This is a genomic window from Fictibacillus arsenicus (assembly GCF_001642935.1).
Lineage (GTDB): Bacteria > Bacillota > Bacilli > Bacillales > Fictibacillaceae > Fictibacillus > Fictibacillus arsenicus_B.
In genome coordinates, this window is the sequence record NZ_CP016761.1 from 2,768,059 (window position 1) to 2,784,772 (window position 16,714).

Consider the following 16,714-nt stretch of genomic DNA (forward strand, 5'->3'; position numbering starts at 1 on the left):
ATGAAAAACAGCACCCCATAGAACGGGGATGCTGTCTTATTATTTATTTCGCTTCATACCACGAATCGCCCCAGCTTACATCCACTTTAAGAGGCACATCGAGTTGAACAGCCTGTTCCATAACTTCACAGACAATTTCCTTCAGTTTTTCAATCTCTTGTTCTGGAGCTTCAAAAATCAATTCATCATGAACAGTTAACAGCATTTTTGCTTCTAGATTTTCGTCACTGAGACGTTTATCCATATCAACCATTGCTTTCTTAATGATATCGGCCGCTGTGCCTTGAATAGGAGTATTCATGGCAGTGCGCTCAGCAAAGCTTCGCAAATTGAAATTTCTGCTGTTGATCTCCGGCAAGTAGCGGCGTCGATGAAGCAATGTAGAAACGTATCCGTTTTGTTTAGCTTCAGCAATACTATCCTTCATATATTGCTGTACACCCGGGAAGCTCTCCAGATAGGACTTAATAAATTCACCAGCTTCTTTTCTGGTTATCCCTAAGCTTTGAGATAATCCATAATCACTGATTCCATAAACGATACCAAAGTTAACAGCTTTCGCACGTCTTCGCATTTCAGATGTCACTTCATCTTGATTAACATGAAAAACATCCATGGCTGTTTTTGTATGAACATCCATCTCGCTTTGGAAAGCCTCCATCAGATTTTCATCCTGGGATATATGGGCCAGTACACGAAGCTCGATCTGAGAGTAATCCGCAGCCAGTATTTTCCATCCAGGCTGAGATGGTACAAAAGCATGTCTGATTTTTCTTCCTGCTTCCAGACGAATTGGTATGTTCTGCAGGTTCGGATCGATCGAACTAAGACGTCCTGTCTGAGCCAGCACTTGATTAAAACGAGTATGAATTCTCCCTGTATCTTCATGAACAACTTTTAACAAACCTTCAATATAAGTTGATCTTAGTTTACCTAACTGGCGGTATATTAAAATTTTATTGATTATCTCATGTTTGCCTTCTAATTTTTCTAAAACATCAACGGAGGTAGAATAACCTGTTTTTGTTTTTTTAATTGCTGGCAGATTTAATTTTTCAAAAAGAATCTCCCCAAGCTGTTTTGGGGAATTAATATTGAACGAAACGCCTGCAAGTTCATGTATATCTTTTTCAAGCATAGAAAGCTGTGCTTCTAAGTCAGTGCCCATTTCTCTCAGGGTATCTGCTTTTACCTTTACACCGATCTCTTCCATTTTAGCAAGTACTAAAGATAATGGCATCTCTAAATCATAGAACAAGTTGCTTTGTTCATTTTCTTTTAATTTGTCTGCTAATAGATCAGTTAAAATGAAGATAGCATGTGCTTTTCGGCTAAGGTGCTCTGCCAGAATATCTTCTTCAGGCAGTTTTTTCTTTGCCCCTTTTCCGTATACCTTTTCATTTGAGTCAACGGTTAGCTTTCCATACTGCTTAGCAACATCAGCCACTTCATCTAATGACTCCGATGGATTCAACAGATAAGAAGCAAGCTGGCTATCAAATTCGATGCCATTTAATTGAATCCCTTGTCTTTTTAAAGCAACGTGAGCTCTTTTAGCATCAAACATTCTCTTCTTTTGATTATTATCTTCCAGCCACTCTTTAAATTCATTTGAACCTTTAGCAAGACTTGATGAAATATAATACGTTCCGTTGTTATTGCTTATCGCATAACCTTGAATGTCAGCTTTATGATAATCCTCAGTCAGCGTTTCAACAATCAATGCGGATGGATTCTGCAGCATTTCAGCATCAATGGAAGAAACCATCTGAAAATTAAGTTCTTCTTTTTCGGTCTCTGGAAGAAGTTCTTCATCTCCGCCTAGGCGTTCCAAAAGAGATTGGAAACCGAGTTCTTTAAACAACGGAAATACAGAGGAATTTTCATACCCTTCGTAGTTCGTATCTTCTAATCCAAGCTCGATTGGTGCTTCCTTTGTAATTGTTGCAAGCTCTTTACTCATTAATGCCTGATCTTTATTTTCTGTTAACCGTTCTTTTAATTTGGCCCCTGAAATCTGATCGATCGACTCCAGCACTTTTTCTACAGAGCCATATTCTTTAATGAGCTTAATAGCCGTTTTCTCACCTACTCCCGGAACACCTGGAATATTATCTGAAGGATCGCCCATAAGACCTTTCATATCAATAATTTGATCGGGAGTAATTCCATATCGCTCGTTTACTTGTTCAACTGTATAAGCTTCTACTTCAGTTATACCTTTTCTCGTCAGAACCACTTCAACATCAGGCGTTACGAGCTGAAGCAAATCTTTATCCCCTGTAAATACTTTTACATCCCAATTGCCATCTGCAGCACTAGAAGCAAGTGTTCCGATGATATCATCCGCTTCATAATTCTCAAGTTCATATCTTTTAATCTTAAAAGCATCCAGCAGCTGTCTAATAAAAGGGAACTGCTCAGAAAGCTCAGGCGGTGTTTTTTGACGGCCGCCCTTATATTCACCAAACGTCTTATGGCGAAAAGTCGTTTTCCCCGCATCAAAAGCCACCAGCATATGCGAGGGCTTCTCATCTTCTAAAATCTTAAGAAGCATTTGTGTAAAACCATAAACAGCATTCGTATAAACACCTTTATCATTGTTTAACAGCGGTAAAGCAAAAAAAGCTCTATATGCAATACTATTTCCGTCTACCAAAACTAATTTATTTTTTCCCAAGTCCGTTACCTCCTGAGGACATTTCTCTATTTTCTATTGTATCATGACGGCTAAAAGAAACAAAAAAGAAGAAACGGTGTATATATGGATTGGAAGTTTACGATGAGATTCGATGCTTATCAATCTACAAAAAAAAGGCGAGAATCCATGGAGGACTCTCGCTAAGGGGGTACTGAAAAAGGATACTTTTATAGTACGGTTTAACTATTAATTAAAGAAAACAGCGGTGTAAAGGAATTGTAAATCTTATAACTCTAACTTTTTGGGAAAGCGAATAATGAATTGAGAACCTTCTCCAATCTTACTTTCTACCTTTATTGTACCGTGGTGCGCTTCTACTAGATGCTTTACGATAGCAAGCCCCAGACCTGTTCCGCCAGAGTTCCTGCTTCTTGCTTTATCAACTCGATAGAACCGTTCAAATATTCGGGGGATCTCACTTTCTTTAATACCTATTCCTGTATCTTTAACAGTCAGCTTCACATGTTCTTTCTTTTCTTCTACATTTACAGATACTGATCCATCTGCAGGTGTATAGTTGAGACTGTTAGATACGAGATTAATGATAATTTGCTTTAGACGCGGGGCATCCCCGTCCATCATCGGATAACCAGAAACGGATAATGAAAGTGTGATATTTTTCTTTTCAGCTTTTGGTAGTAATATCTCTATTGTTTCTTTAACCAAATCTTCGAGGTTAACTTTCTGCACATCCAAGTGGAATCCTTGCTCACTTTTTGAAAGATCCAGCAAGTCTTGTATCAAAGCTTGAAGACGGTCACTCTCATTCAAAATAATCGTTAAAAATTTATTACGAAATTCTTGATTTTCTCCTGCTCCATCTAAAAGGGTTTCAGCAAAACCTTTTAAAGAGGTAATCGGGGTTTTCAGTTCATGAGATACGTTCGCAACAAAATCTTTTCTGACCTGTTCCAGCTTCTTCAATTCAGTTATATCGTGAAACACGAGTACTATACCCCTAAGCTTACCTTTCACATCTAAGACTGGAGCACTGTATACTTCAAAGTGTTTTCGTTCAATATGAATCGGAATGACTACATTCTTTTTAACGTTCTTTTCGGTTAAATATGTTTCTTTAACGATATCTTTAATTTCTGCATGCGGGAAAACTTCGTAAAACAAGTGACCTGTCCAATAGTCAGCATGCTCTTTAAATAATTCTTTGAATGCTTTATTCACCAGGTTAATGTATCCATTCGAATCAATCAAAATCAATCCGCTGCCCATATTTTCAATCAATGTTATTAGCCTGTCATGCTGTGACTCTTGAGACTTCGTCATTTTTTCAAGATTTCGTGCCAGAACATTAAGTGAATAGTTCAGTTCCCCAATATCTTCACCGTAATATTCGTATGTTCTAGCTTTAAAATTTCCTTTAGCAAGCTCTTTTGCAGTTTGTGTTGCTTCTTCAACTGGCCGGACAATTTTATGAATAACCTTTATAGATACATATAGGATAATGACAAAACATATTAGAAAACCAATAGACATCATAATCCAGATGGATCTTTCAGCAGCTTCTGCTGCACCTTCTGGAATAGCTAACTGTATATAGCCGGGATTTTCTTTTTGCTTTCGCTCGAGCGTATAATAAATTTTACCGCTCTCATTTTTTTGAACCAGTTCATTATCAGAAGATTGCTTTTTTGGATAATAGGACGACATGTTTCTAGGACTATTTCCATCTGAAGTATATTTAACGTTCCAGTTCGAATCAAGAACATAAATTTCTCCATTTAAATCCTTTGACGCATATCTTAATAGCCTTTTAATGGTTGCAGGCTCTTCTTCAGTATTTAAGACCTGTTCAATTAACCCTAACTCTCCCGCATAAAACTGCATTCTTTTTTCTTTAACACTGTGATGAACAATGTTGCCCATAATGAGTGCAAGGAGTATAAATACCAGTAAAATCCCGAGTAAAAAAAACGTGAGTACCCGGTTTTTAAATTCGTTCATTATTGAGGCTCCTCTAATTTATACCCTAGTCCTCTTATCGTTTTAATATAGATCGGCTTTCTTGTATTCATCTCAATTTTCTCCCGAAGATGGCTGATATGAACATCCACAATTCTGGTATCTCCGACAAAATCATAGTTCCAGACAGCTGACAAAAGTTGTTCCCTAGAAAGAACCCGCCCTTTATGTCTCGCAAGGTACACTAGCAATTCAAATTCTTTTGGTGTTAATTCCAGCGCTTTCTCTTTAAAATACGCTTCATAATTTTCAGGGTAAATATCTACCTCTCCAATTTGAAGATGTTCCACTTCATCTTTTTTATGTTTTTCTGCACCAGGTTCCGCTGCTGCAGTCCGGCGGAGAATCGCCTTCACTCGTGCAACTACTTCTCTTGGACTGAATGGTTTTGTCATATAGTCATCAGCGCCTAATTCAAGACCGAGCACTTTATCAAATTCATCATCTTTAGCTGTCAGCATAAGAATTGGAATGTTTAATTTTTTTGAGCGCAGCTCTTTGCAGACTTCCAGCCCGTCCATTTCTGGAAGCATTAGATCTAGTATGATCAGGTCAGGAATTTCGCTTTCTGCTTTTTCTAGTCCGTTTTTGCCATCCATTGCTGTTACTACTTGGAATCCTGCTTGTTCTAGATTGAATTGCAACAATGTTGAAATTGAAATTTCATCTTCTACAACGAGTAACTTTTGGCTCATTCAAATTCCCACCTTTATAGCGACTTTTACAAATTTATCATACTATGTTTTTGTTAGTGTGTACAAAAAACGATAAATTTTCATACTTGCTTAACATTTTCTTTACATATTTTTTACATTCACAATTCTGTTTTTCTTAATCTTTGTTGTTTTATAAGGCATTGTCATCGCTGAATAGTTGATTTGAGCGTAAGGTGTGAGACTCCTGCGGGACAGGCGGGCAGGTGAGACACTTATAAGTGAAACGTACGAATGTGGCTCACCGCCTGCCCCGCGGAAAGCGAGCACCTGGAGCGGAAATCAACCGCTTTAATTAGCAATAAAGCACTACGAAACAACCTTCACAAAAAAAAATAAAACCCTTTCTTCAGAAAGGGTCTTAAAAATTATCCATCGTATTTGATGTAATGGGTTTTGGCGGATATGGAGGGCAAACTTGAAGTTCTGCGTACAAAACTTCAGCCCCTTCTTCATTTTTTGCAGCTGCTTTCATAGCAACCAAATGATTATCCCTGTCTACTTCTGTAATTTCAAACAAGAATGTTAGTTTTGAATAATGATATACGGGTTTTACAAAATGAAAGTTTGATTGTGTAATTGAGCTTCCTGGGCCAGGCAGGTATTTTGATACTGCCGAAGTTACCATCCCCATCAGCATAATTTGCGGTACTATAGGCTTTTTAAATGGTGTAAGTGTCGCATAATCATGCTGTATAAAGAGAGGGTTGTTATCGTTTGTTAACCCTAGATAAAGCAAAAGGTCTTTATCTTCAATCGTTTCTTGCATCTCGAGTTTCTCTCCGGCCTGGATTTCATTAATTTTCCTGCCAAGCTTTCTCTTTTTTCCGATCAGCACTTTAGTTCCCCCTTAATGTTAACGCTTTCATTGTAATAGGAGAAAAGATTCGGGACAAGCTCCCGAATCTTCTTTTTCATTATGCCAGAACTTTCATTACAGCCTTTACAGATTCTGCTGATTGATCAAGTGCAGATTTTTCTTCAACTGTTAGCTCTAATTCAATGATTTCTTCTAGACCGTTGCCGCCTAGGATTGTTGGTACTCCAAGGCAAATTCCGTTATAGCCATATTCACCTTCTAAGTAGGCGATTGAAGGAAGTACTCTGCGCTGATCCTTCACGATGGCTTCAACCATTTCAACTAATGAAGCCGCTGGTGCATAATAAGCAGATCCGTTGCCTAATAAGTTAACGATTTCACCGCCGCCTTTACGCGTGCGCTCAACAATTGCGTCCAGACGTTCTTTTGAGATTAATTTTTCTAAAGGAATACCACCCGCATAAGAGTAGCGGACTAAAGGAACCATGTCATCACCATGTCCGCCAAGAACGAAACCAGTTACGTCTTTTACAGAAAGGTTTAACTCCATAGCAACAAAAGTACGGAAACGAGCTGTATCAAGAATTCCAGATTGACCGATTACACGCTGTTTAGGGAACCCAGACTCTTTTAACACAGTATAAGTCATGGCATCAACTGGATTTGTTAATACGATAATTGTACAGTCAGGAGAATGTTTAACGATTTCCTTTGTAACACTCTTCATGATTCCCGCATTCGTATTGACAAGATCATCTCGGCTCATACCAGGTTTGCGTGCGATACCAGCAGTGATAACTACAACATCAGAACCAGCTGTATCAGCGTAATCGCTAGTACCCGTAATGGCAGCGTCAAAACCTTGAACAGGACTTGCTTCCATCATGTCGAGCGCTTTCCCTTTTGTCGGGTTCTCCATTTGAGGAATATCAACTAATACGACATCCCCGATTTCTTTTTGCCCTAAAATGAAAGCAGTTGTTGCCCCGGTAAATCCTCCACCAATAACTGAAATCTTTTTACGCTTGTTAGCCATGTCATTCCCTCCAGAAACATTATAGAAAACGTTTACTAAACTAAATTCAGCAAAGCCCCTAATTAAAGGGGCCGTTGCTTACATATTTTTAATTAGTTCGTCTGCAAACTCAGAACATTTAACTTCTGTAGCACCATCCATCAAACGTGCAAAGTCATATGTTACTACTTTACTTGCAATTGTATGTTCCATAGATGAAAGAACTAGTTTAGCTGCTTCTCCCCACCCTAAGTGTTCTAACATTAGTACACCTGAAAGGATTACAGATGAAGGGTTTACTTTATCAAGACCTGCATACTTCGGTGCAGTACCGTGAGTTGCTTCAAAAATAGCATGTCCTGTTTCGTAATTGATGTTTGCTCCAGGAGCAATTCCGATTCCGCCAACTTGAGCAGCAAGAGCATCAGAAATATAGTCACCGTTCAGGTTCATTGTTGCTACTACGTCAAATTCAGCTGGACGAGTAAGAATCTGCTGTAAGAAGATATCAGCGATTGAATCCTTAACGATGATCTTGCCTGCAGCTTCTGCATCAGCTTGTGCTTTGTCAGCTGCATCCTTGCCGCTTTCTTCAGCAATACGGTCATATTGAGCCCAAGTGAATACTTTGTCACCGAATTCAGCTTCTGCCAGCTCATAACCCCAGTTTTTAAAAGCTCCTTCAGTGTATTTCATGATGTTTCCTTTGTGAACAAGTGTTACACTCTTGCGGCCTTCGTTGATCGCATATTGGATCGCAGCACGCACTAGACGCTGTGTACCTTCAGAAGATACAGGCTTAATACCAATTCCTGATGTTTCAGGGAAACGGATTTTGTTAACACCCATTTCATCTTGAAGGAATTGAATAAGCTTTTTCACTTCGTCAGAACCGCTCGCATATTCTATACCTGCATAAATATCTTCAGTATTCTCACGGAAGATAACCATGTTAGTATCTTCAGGACGTTTTACCGGTGAAGGTACACCTTTGAAATATTGAACAGGACGTAAGCAAGTGAATAAATCTAATTCTTGTCTTAGTGCTACGTTTAGAGATCTGATTCCTCCGCCGACTGGTGTAGTTAAAGGTCCTTTAATCGCAATTATGTAATCACGAATAACATCTAAAGTCTCTGATGGAAGCCATTCTCCCGTTTGGTTAAATGCTTTTTCTCCAGCAAGAACTTCTTTCCAAACAATCTTTTTCTCACCGTTATATGCTTTTTCAACAGCAGCTTCTAATACTCTTGAAGCAGCAGCCCAGATATCTGGTCCAGTTCCGTCACCTTCGATGAAAGGGATAATCGGCTGGTTTGGTACATTCAACACTCCGTTGTCAACTGTAATACGTTCTCCGTTAGACATTCTAAATTCCTCCTATTTCTGCAAATACATTTACCATACTAGTCTACTAAAAAACATAGTGAAAAGAGAAGAAGAATCCCTTCTCTTTTATAAATGATTGTTTTTTTTTGCTTATCTTTGCTCTAATGGAACGAATTGCTGCATATCAGGTCCGATATACTCAGCACGCGGACGGATCAGACGGTTATTTTCATACTGCTCCAAGATGTGTGCGATCCAGCCGGAAACACGGCTGATAGCAAAGATTGGCGTAAATAAATCATGATCAATACCCAGGCTGTGATAAACACTCGCAGAGTAGAAATCTACGTTTGGAAGCAAGCCTTTCTTTTGCTTTAACGTTTCATCAATCTTTACACTCATTGTATACCATTTTTCTTCACCAGTTATTGAAGTTAACTGCTTAGACATCTCACGCAAATGCTTCGCACGAGGATCTCCATTTTTGTATACACGGTGTCCAAAGCCCATAATCTTTTGCTTATTTTCAATAGCTTTATCCAAGTATGATTCAACGTTTGCTTCTTCACCGATCTCAGAAAGCATCTTCATAACTTGTTCATTTGCTCCGCCATGAAGCGGCCCTTTAAGAGCACCGATTGCAGCTGTGATTCCTGAGTAGATATCGGAAAGTGTCGCAACACATACACGTGCTGTGAAAGTAGAAGCATTTAATTCATGGTCTGCATGCAGTACAAGTGCCTTATTAAAAGCAGTTTCAGAAATTTCATCAGGTTCTTTACCTGTTAGCATATATAAGAAATTAGCAGCATAGCTTAACTCTTTTTTAGGAGATAAAGGATCTTTTCCATCTCTAATACGTGCAAATGCCGTAACTAGTGAAGCCATTTGCGCCTGAAGACGGATGGCTTTTTTATAATTCCCTTCCGTAGACATATCCTCTGCATCCTTATCATACATCGCAAGTGTAGACACGATTGTACGCAAAACTGTCATTGGATGTGCGTTCTTCAAAGGAAGCGATTTCATTTGTTCCAACAATTCTGCAGGAAGCTCACTCGCTTCTGAAAGCTCTGTTTTAAACTCATCTAATTCAGATTGGTTAGGCAGTTTACCATTCCAAAGCAAGTATACAACTTCCTCAAAAGTTGCATAATCAGCTAAGTCATCAATGCTATACCCTCTATAGGTTAATACATCATCAATGATAGAGCTGACAGAAGATGTTGTTGCAACAATTCCTTCTAATCCTCTTGTAGCTGTCATGGCTATCTCTCCTTTTTTTTTCTGTTATTCTCTCTTCTCCTTTAATTGTTTCATTTTTTTAAAAATAGAAAGAGCTTACATTTTTCTTCTCAAAAAAAGAGAGAAGAAAATGAAAGACTATTTAAAGGAAATGGGACATACACATCAATTATAAACAAAAATCTGATTTTTGTGAACGGATAACGCTTAATTCATGCTTATTAAGGTGATTATGCTGTAAACATTCCAACTATTTTCATGGCAAGATATGCAATGCCTGCACCAATTAACGGACCTACAGCAACTCCTTTAAAGAGTGCCACTGCAAGTATTGTACCAAACACTAAAGCAGCGGTAATATGCGGGTCATTTTGAAGCAGCACCAGCCCTCTGCTTGCGATCACAGCCACGAAAATACCCGATAGCAGTGCAATCCATGCATAGAAAGAACGTAGTGATTCCTGCAGCTGTTTGTACCCGATATCACCTGTTGCAATAGGAATTAATACCGCTATCGTAATAATGGTGACTCCCCAATTTATACCTTTTTGCTGTATTACTGAAAACCATTTATCACCTAAACCAGTAAATTTTAACACTAATAAAAATACGATCGCGATCATGAGGGATTGGTTCTTTGCGGCCACCCCTATAATTAATAGACCAATTAAAAAAAGTAATGATTCCATAAAAAATTCCTTTCTATTTTAAGTAACAAGAAAGCAGGTGATTAACCTTGCAGCCCTATATGGTACAGCGGATTATCCGCTTCAGTTATATTATTATAATTGCTGCCGCTCTTATTTTTACAAGCTATTATGTTTCCGCCATCCTTTATCCATTTATTGCAGGTGCCTTAATTGCACTTATTATAAATCCATTTGTAGGATTTTTATCATATCGTTTTAAAATGAACAGGGCACTTGCTGTTATTATTTCGATTATAGCTCTTCTCGGGCTACTGGTCTTAATTCTCACCTTGCTTATCCAGGAAATGATGACTGGATTTGCTTATATTGCTCATGAACTGCCTTCTTATATTCAGGAGCTTGTCTTTTATTTTGAGAATTACTTTAAAACCCAAGTACTCCCCCTCTATCATGATTTACTTTCTATATACAGTAAATTAGGTACTGATCAGAAAGAAACCGTGATGGATAACATAGAAAAAATCGGAACAGGTATCACAACGAACGTAACTGGCATTACGCAGGCTGTTATTAATAGTGTGTCATTGATGATAGTGAGTTTGCCTACCTTTTTAACTGTATTTATTTTTTCTCTGCTGGCAGCATTTTTTATAAGTAAGGACTGGTATCGATTAACCGGTTTTTTAACAGGCATCTTTCCTGAGAAACTTACGTTTACTGTTAAAACGGTATATTTCGAGCTTAGAAAAGCTCTATTTGGCTTTTTGAAAGCACAGCTGACTTTGATATCGATAACAGCCTTCATCGTTTTAATCGGTCTTCTAATTCTGAGAATTGATTATGCCGTTACGATCTCTGTTTTGATAGGTGCTATCGATCTTCTTCCTTACTTAGGAACAGGAGCTGTTTTTCTCCCATGGATCGCATATTGCTTTTTAACTGGCAACTACACACTTACCATTGGGTTATCTATTCTTTATGGAGTTGTTGTTATACAAAGGCAGGTCATGGAGCCAAAACTGCTTGCCCAAACGATAGGTTTGGATCCACTGGCTACATTAGCCGCACTATTTGCAGGATTTCAGCTGTTTGGATTCGTCGGTTTGATTATAGGTCCTGTCTTCCTAGTTGTTATCCGTGCATTATATGAAGCAAAATTCTTTCATGAAATCTATCAATTTATTATGAAACCAGTAAAATAAATATAAGCTAATTTCTAAAAGATTGATGCTTTTGAACATTTTTTGTTGAGTCGGCTTCTTTGACTAGTTGATTGGAGAGCAAGGTGCGAGACTCATGCGTGCCAACCACCTGAATATACTTCTTGCAAGGCATGCGACGAGGAACACGCTTCGATGCTGTTTTGCTTGTAGACACAGGAGCACACAAACTTCCTAGAGGTGAGACTCCTAATGGTGCAAAGCCCAAGGAGGCTCACCGCCAGCCCCGCGGAAAGCGAGCAACCTGGAGCGGAAATCAAATTCTACAAATAGCAACAATGCTTGCAAAAAACTGCCTAAATATAAAAAAGAACGTCTGCACGCTGCAGCGTTCTTTTTAAATAAAGGAAATCTATGGCCGCCTAATAATATAAAACTGCCCTGATTTTATTTTATTATAAAGTTTAGCTTTGAGCCAAATCTTCACTGCTTTTCGAATCGGAGGGAACAGCAGAGAGAATCCCGCAAAGTCTGTTAGAAATCCAGGTGTTAAGAGCAATGCACCACCTACTAGAATACAGGCACCGTCAAGGACTGCATCTCCTGGCATCTGGCCGCTTGCCATCTGCATTCTAATTTTGTTTATCGTCTCTGTTCCTTCTCTTTTTGCAAGAAAAGCTCCTATTATTCCTGTTAAAAAGATAATAGCTATAGTAGCTGGAATTCCGATATACTGTCCTGCAAAAATGAAAAGTCCAACTTCGATGGCTGGCACAAGAATAAAAATAAGCAATAAAATTCTAAACATACTATATTCACCGCTTTCACTCGACAAAGAAAAGAGGGCATCTTCTTGTCTTGCTGCTTCTTTTTTTGTCTTTAATAGTACATGTTTACGTATGAAAAAAGAGAAGGTTTCGGCCCTTCTCTTTATATTTTAGCTTTTTTCTAAGAATCTTCTCTAAAAGATTGTTGCTTTTGAATAATTTGTTTCTTTCTCTTCTTTGGCAAGTTGATTGGAGCGCAAGGTGCGAGACTCCTGGGGGATCAGCGGGACAGGTGAGACACCTCAGGGCACAAAGCGCCGAGGAGGCTCACCGCACGCCCCCCGGAAAGCGAGCATCCTGGAGCGGAAATCAACGACTTTCAAGAGCAACAAAGTTTGCGGAAACACCCTTCTCTAAAGCTATAAAACTTACTTATTAGATTACATTCTTCCTGCCGTCATAAATATATCCAACTGATGCGTCGATCGTAATTTCCTGGCCATCAGTAAAAATGTCTGTCGCATTTTGAAGCCCGACGATTACAGGTATGCTCATAGATACTCCGCAAACAGCAGCATGGCTTGTAAGACCGCCTTCTTCTGTTATAACAGCAGCGGCTTTTTCAAATGCAGAGATCATATCACGATCGGTTCCAACCGTAACAAGTATTGCTCCTTTTGTCATTTTTTCAACAGCCTCTTTTGCTGTTTTCGCTATGACTACTTTACCTGACGCCGATGATTGTCCAATACCTTGCGCTTTAGCAAGTACATCTCCGATGATATGAACCTTCATCAAGTTTGTTGATCCAGATTCACCAACAGGAACTCCTGCCGTAATGACAACTAAGCTGCCATGCTTAACAGCGTCTGCTTTAAGTGCAGAATCAATCGCAACCTGGAACATTTCATCTGTCGTTGCTGCTTTCTCACCTAAAACCGGTGTAACACCCCACACTAACGCAAGCTTGCGGCAAACATCTTCATTGCTTGTTACAGCGATAATTGGTGCTTTTGGACGGTATTTTGATATCATGCGTGCAGTTTGACCTTTTTCTGTAGCAGTAATAACAGCATCAGCTTCTAAATTCAAAGCAGTAAATGAAACAGATTGTGAGATCGCATCTGTAATCGTTGTTTTGCTTTCCTTGCTCTTTGAAGATAGAAGGTTCTTATAATTTAATGAACTTTCAGCACGGCTTGCAATCTTATGCATCGTTAATACTGCTTCAACTGGATAGTTACCAGCTGCAGTTTCCCCAGATAACATGATTGCATCTGTACCGTCAAAAATAGCGTTGGCTACGTCACTCGCTTCTGCGCGTGTCGGGCGCGGGTTGCGCTGCATAGAATCAAGCATCTGTGTCGCAGTAATAACCGGCTTTCCAAGTTCATTACACTTTTTTATAAGCATTTTTTGAACAAGCGGCACTTCTTCAGCTGGAATCTCAACACCTAAATCTCCGCGCGCTACCATCAAACCATCAGAAACAGCAAGAATTTCATCAATGTTTTCGACACCTTCTTGGTTCTCGATCTTAGGGATGATTTGAATATGATTAGCTTGATGTCTGTCCAAAATTTCACGGATTTCAAGAACATCTGTTGCACGGCGAACAAAAGATGCAGCAATAAAGTCAACACCTTGCTGAATTCCAAACTCAATATCCTTTGCATCTTTGTCTGTTATGCCAGGCAGCTTCACGCTGACATTAGGTACGTTAACACCTTTCTTGTTCTTTAAAGTTCCAGAGTTTAAAATTTTCGTAGTCAGTTCTTTGCTGCCGATCTCCATAACTTCAAGCTCAATAAGTCCATCATCAAGCAAGATTCTTGATCCTACTTCAACATCTTCAACAAGACCTGGATAGGTTACTGAAATCTTTTTATCATTTCCGATTACTTCTTCCATGGATATGATAAGTTCATTTCCAGCTACAAGCTCTGCAACTCCGCCTTCAAGTGTTTGAGTACGAATTTCTGGACCTTTTGTGTCTAAAAGAATAGCAACTGTTTTGCCAAGTTCTTTTGAGGCTTCACGGATATTTTTGATTCTTTGTCCATGCTCATCAAAATCACCGTGGGAAAAATTAAGACGGGAAACATTCATTCCAGCGTTCATTAAATCTTTTAGTTTATCAATGCTTTCGCTTGCCGGACCTATAGTACAAACGATTTTTGTTTTGCGCATCATGTAAATGGCCTCCTGATTTTCTTATTCGCAAGAAGGCATCGTACAGACTGAAGATAAACATCAGCTATACGATGCTATTTTGCGGGTTATATGGATAGTTCCTGAGATAATCTGTACATATCTCTATCTATCGAATGCTTTCTAGATAAAACCTCTGTAATGTCATAATCCACAAGTTTATTATTTTCAATACCTACAGTTCGTCCAGCTTTGCCCTGCAATAGCAGTTCAACAGCTTGAGCTCCAAGACGGCTGGCTAATACACGGTCGAATGCAGTAGGTGATCCTCCGCGCTGAATATGACCCAAAACGGTCACTCTTGTTTCAAAGCCTGTCAAAGTTTCAATCTCTTTTGCAACGTCTACACCGCTTCCGCAGCCTTCTGCAACGATGATAATACTGTGCTTCTTGCCGCGTTCGTGCCCTCTTTGCAGCTTCTGTACAACTTGTTCCATTTTATGTTCTTCTTCTGGAATAAGAATTGTCTCTGCTCCATCGGCAAGTCCTGCCCAAAGTGCAAGATCACCTGCATCGCGTCCCATTACCTCAATAATATACGTCCGTTCATGCGATGTAGCTGTGTCACGGATTTTATCAATCGCATCAATAATTGTATTAAGTGCTGTATCAAAACCAATTGTGAAATCAGTTCCAGGAATGTCATTATCAATTGTTCCGGGAACCCCAATCGTAGGGTATCCTTGTTCAGATAGTTTCTTCGCTCCTTGGAATGAACCGTCACCACCGATTACAACTAATCCTTCAATTCCGTATTTTTTCAGCTGTTCAATTCCTTTTTGCTGACCTTCTGGTGTTTTAAACTCCAGGCAGCGGGCAGAATGAAGCATCGTTCCGCCTCTATGAATAATATCACCAACAGAGCCAAGCTCTAGTTTTTTTATATTCCCTGAAATCAGTCCTGCATAACCATTGTATATCCCATAAACTTCTAAATCATGATATATACCTTTTCGGACAACCGCACGAATTGCGGCATTCATACCCGGAGAATCCCCGCCGCTTGTTAAAACTCCTATCCGTTTCATGAAACCTTTCACCTCTCTAGTTCTCTCGTCTTATTAAAATATCATGTTCAAATGTTGAACACAATAGACAACAATAGGCAAAAAAATGCACCCTTCCTATAGCGGAAGAGCACATTCCTTATTTAACAACAATGGAATCGTTTACAAACCCAAATTGTCCGATATTTTTATATTTTTCATAACGCTGCTCAATTAATTCATCTTGAGACATTGAAAGTAAATTGTTCAATGAAGACTCTAAGACACTGTCAATTTCTTCTGCTTGACGTTTTGGATCTTTATGAGCTCCGCCTTTTACTTCTTCAATAATTTCATCAATAATTCCTAGCTCTTTTAAATCAGGAGCAGTTATTCTCATAGATTCAGCTGCTTTTTTGGCTAGTGAAGCATCTTTCCAGAGTATTGCAGCTGCCCCTTCTGGTGAGATAACAGAATACGTAGAGTTCTCAAGCATGTGAACATAGTTACCCACACCAAGAGCTAATGCACCCCCGCTCCCGCCTTCTCCAATCACAATACAAATAACAGGAACTGTTAATCCTGCCATTTCTACCAGATTGCGGGCGATCGCTTCACTCTGTCCTCGTTCTTCAGCCGCCTTACCAGGGTATGCACCCTTCGTATCGATAAAACAAATGATCGGCCGATTAAACTTCTCAGCCTGTTTCATCAATCTTAAAGCTTTTCGATAACCTTCTGGATGAGGCATACCAAAGTTTCTGCGCAGATTTTCTTTTGTATCTTTTCCTCTCTGGTGCCCGATCACAGTAACTGGAAGACCTTTATAAAAAGCTACTCCTCCAACGATTGCTTCATCATCACCAAATAGACGGTCTCCATGAAGTTCAATAAAGTCCGTGAATAAATAGCTGATATAATCAAGGGTAGTAGGGCGTTCAGCATGTCTGGCAATTTGTACACGATCCCATGGTTTCATCTCGGAATATGTGCTGTTTTCCAATCTAGAAAGCTTTTCCTCAAGTCTTTGAATTTCATCTGTAAGATCAATATCTTTCTCTTCCATAAAAGACTTTAATTCTGCTATTTTCTTTTCGAGTTCGTGTATCGGTCTTTCAAAATCTAGCTCTGCCGCCATGC

The 16,714-nt window shown here is 39.2% G+C and carries 13 protein-coding genes; 1 reads left to right on the forward strand and 12 read right to left on the reverse strand.

The window, feature by feature from the left end; translation table 11 throughout:
* Positions 1-43 precede the first annotated feature (43 nt).
* The 8 genes from polA to ABE41_RS14310 all read right to left on the reverse strand — a co-directional run bounded on the left by polA (position 44) and on the right by ABE41_RS14310 (position 10,489).
* Entirely contained in the window at positions 44-2,680 is a 2,637-nt protein-coding gene (polA, locus tag ABE41_RS14275) for a DNA polymerase I (RefSeq protein ID WP_066291577.1), read from the reverse strand.
* 246 nt (positions 2,681-2,926) lie between these two features.
* The gene (gene pnpS / locus ABE41_RS14280; protein ID WP_066291580.1) at positions 2,927-4,660 is read right to left on the reverse strand and encodes a two-component system histidine kinase PnpS; all 1,734 of its coding nucleotides are present in this window, start codon (positions 4,658-4,660) and stop codon (positions 2,927-2,929) included.
* Positions 4,660-5,373, reverse strand: a complete 714-nt coding sequence (locus ABE41_RS14285) for a response regulator transcription factor (RefSeq protein ID WP_066291583.1) — start codon at positions 5,371-5,373, stop codon at positions 4,660-4,662. Before ABE41_RS14285 ends, pnpS begins: the two co-directional genes overlap by 1 nt.
* A gap of 379 nt (positions 5,374-5,752) precedes the next feature.
* On the reverse strand, positions 5,753-6,229 hold the full coding sequence (locus tag ABE41_RS14290; protein WP_066291586.1) for a MaoC family dehydratase: 477 nt from the start codon (positions 6,227-6,229) through the stop codon (positions 5,753-5,755).
* A 79-nt stretch (positions 6,230-6,308) separates the two neighbouring features.
* Positions 6,309-7,247 carry a malate dehydrogenase gene (gene mdh / locus ABE41_RS14295; RefSeq protein WP_066291593.1) on the reverse strand — a complete coding sequence of 313 codons (939 nt, stop codon included), beginning with the start codon at positions 7,245-7,247 and terminating at the stop codon, positions 6,309-6,311.
* Between the two features lie 78 nt (positions 7,248-7,325).
* Positions 7,326-8,594 carry an NADP-dependent isocitrate dehydrogenase gene (icd, locus tag ABE41_RS14300; RefSeq protein WP_066291596.1) on the reverse strand — a complete coding sequence of 423 codons (1,269 nt, stop codon included), beginning with the start codon at positions 8,592-8,594 and terminating at the stop codon, positions 7,326-7,328.
* Positions 8,595-8,705: 111 nt separating this feature from the next.
* Positions 8,706-9,821, reverse strand: a complete 1,116-nt coding sequence (citZ, locus tag ABE41_RS14305; protein ID WP_066291600.1) for a citrate synthase — start codon at positions 9,819-9,821, stop codon at positions 8,706-8,708.
* 209 nt (positions 9,822-10,030) lie between these two features.
* Positions 10,031-10,489 carry a DUF441 domain-containing protein gene (locus ABE41_RS14310; protein WP_066291601.1) on the reverse strand — a complete coding sequence of 153 codons (459 nt, stop codon included), beginning with the start codon at positions 10,487-10,489 and terminating at the stop codon, positions 10,031-10,033.
* Between the two features lie 47 nt (positions 10,490-10,536).
* Between ABE41_RS14310 and ytvI the strand changes: the two genes are divergently transcribed.
* A complete protein-coding gene (ytvI, locus tag ABE41_RS14315) occupies positions 10,537-11,652 on the forward strand; it encodes a sporulation integral membrane protein YtvI (RefSeq protein WP_253805349.1) in 1,116 nt (371 codons plus the stop codon).
* A gap of 370 nt (positions 11,653-12,022) precedes the next feature.
* Here ytvI and ABE41_RS14320 read toward each other — a convergent pair whose 3' ends face one another.
* The 4 genes from ABE41_RS14320 to accA form a co-directional block, all read right to left on the reverse strand.
* On the reverse strand, positions 12,023-12,418 hold the full coding sequence (locus ABE41_RS14320) for an FxsA family protein (protein ID WP_066291605.1): 396 nt from the start codon (positions 12,416-12,418) through the stop codon (positions 12,023-12,025).
* Positions 12,419-12,812: 394 nt separating this feature from the next.
* A complete protein-coding gene (gene pyk / locus ABE41_RS14325) occupies positions 12,813-14,567 on the reverse strand; it encodes a pyruvate kinase (RefSeq protein ID WP_066294879.1) in 1,755 nt (584 codons plus the stop codon).
* 89 nt (positions 14,568-14,656) lie between these two features.
* Complete coding sequence (gene pfkA, locus ABE41_RS14330) at positions 14,657-15,616, reverse strand: 6-phosphofructokinase (protein WP_066291608.1); 960 nt, start codon at positions 15,614-15,616, stop codon at positions 14,657-14,659.
* A 118-nt stretch (positions 15,617-15,734) separates the two neighbouring features.
* Positions 15,735-16,712 carry an acetyl-CoA carboxylase carboxyl transferase subunit alpha gene (gene accA / locus ABE41_RS14335; protein ID WP_066291612.1) on the reverse strand — a complete coding sequence of 326 codons (978 nt, stop codon included), beginning with the start codon at positions 16,710-16,712 and terminating at the stop codon, positions 15,735-15,737.
* Between the last annotated feature and the right edge of the window lie 2 nt (positions 16,713-16,714).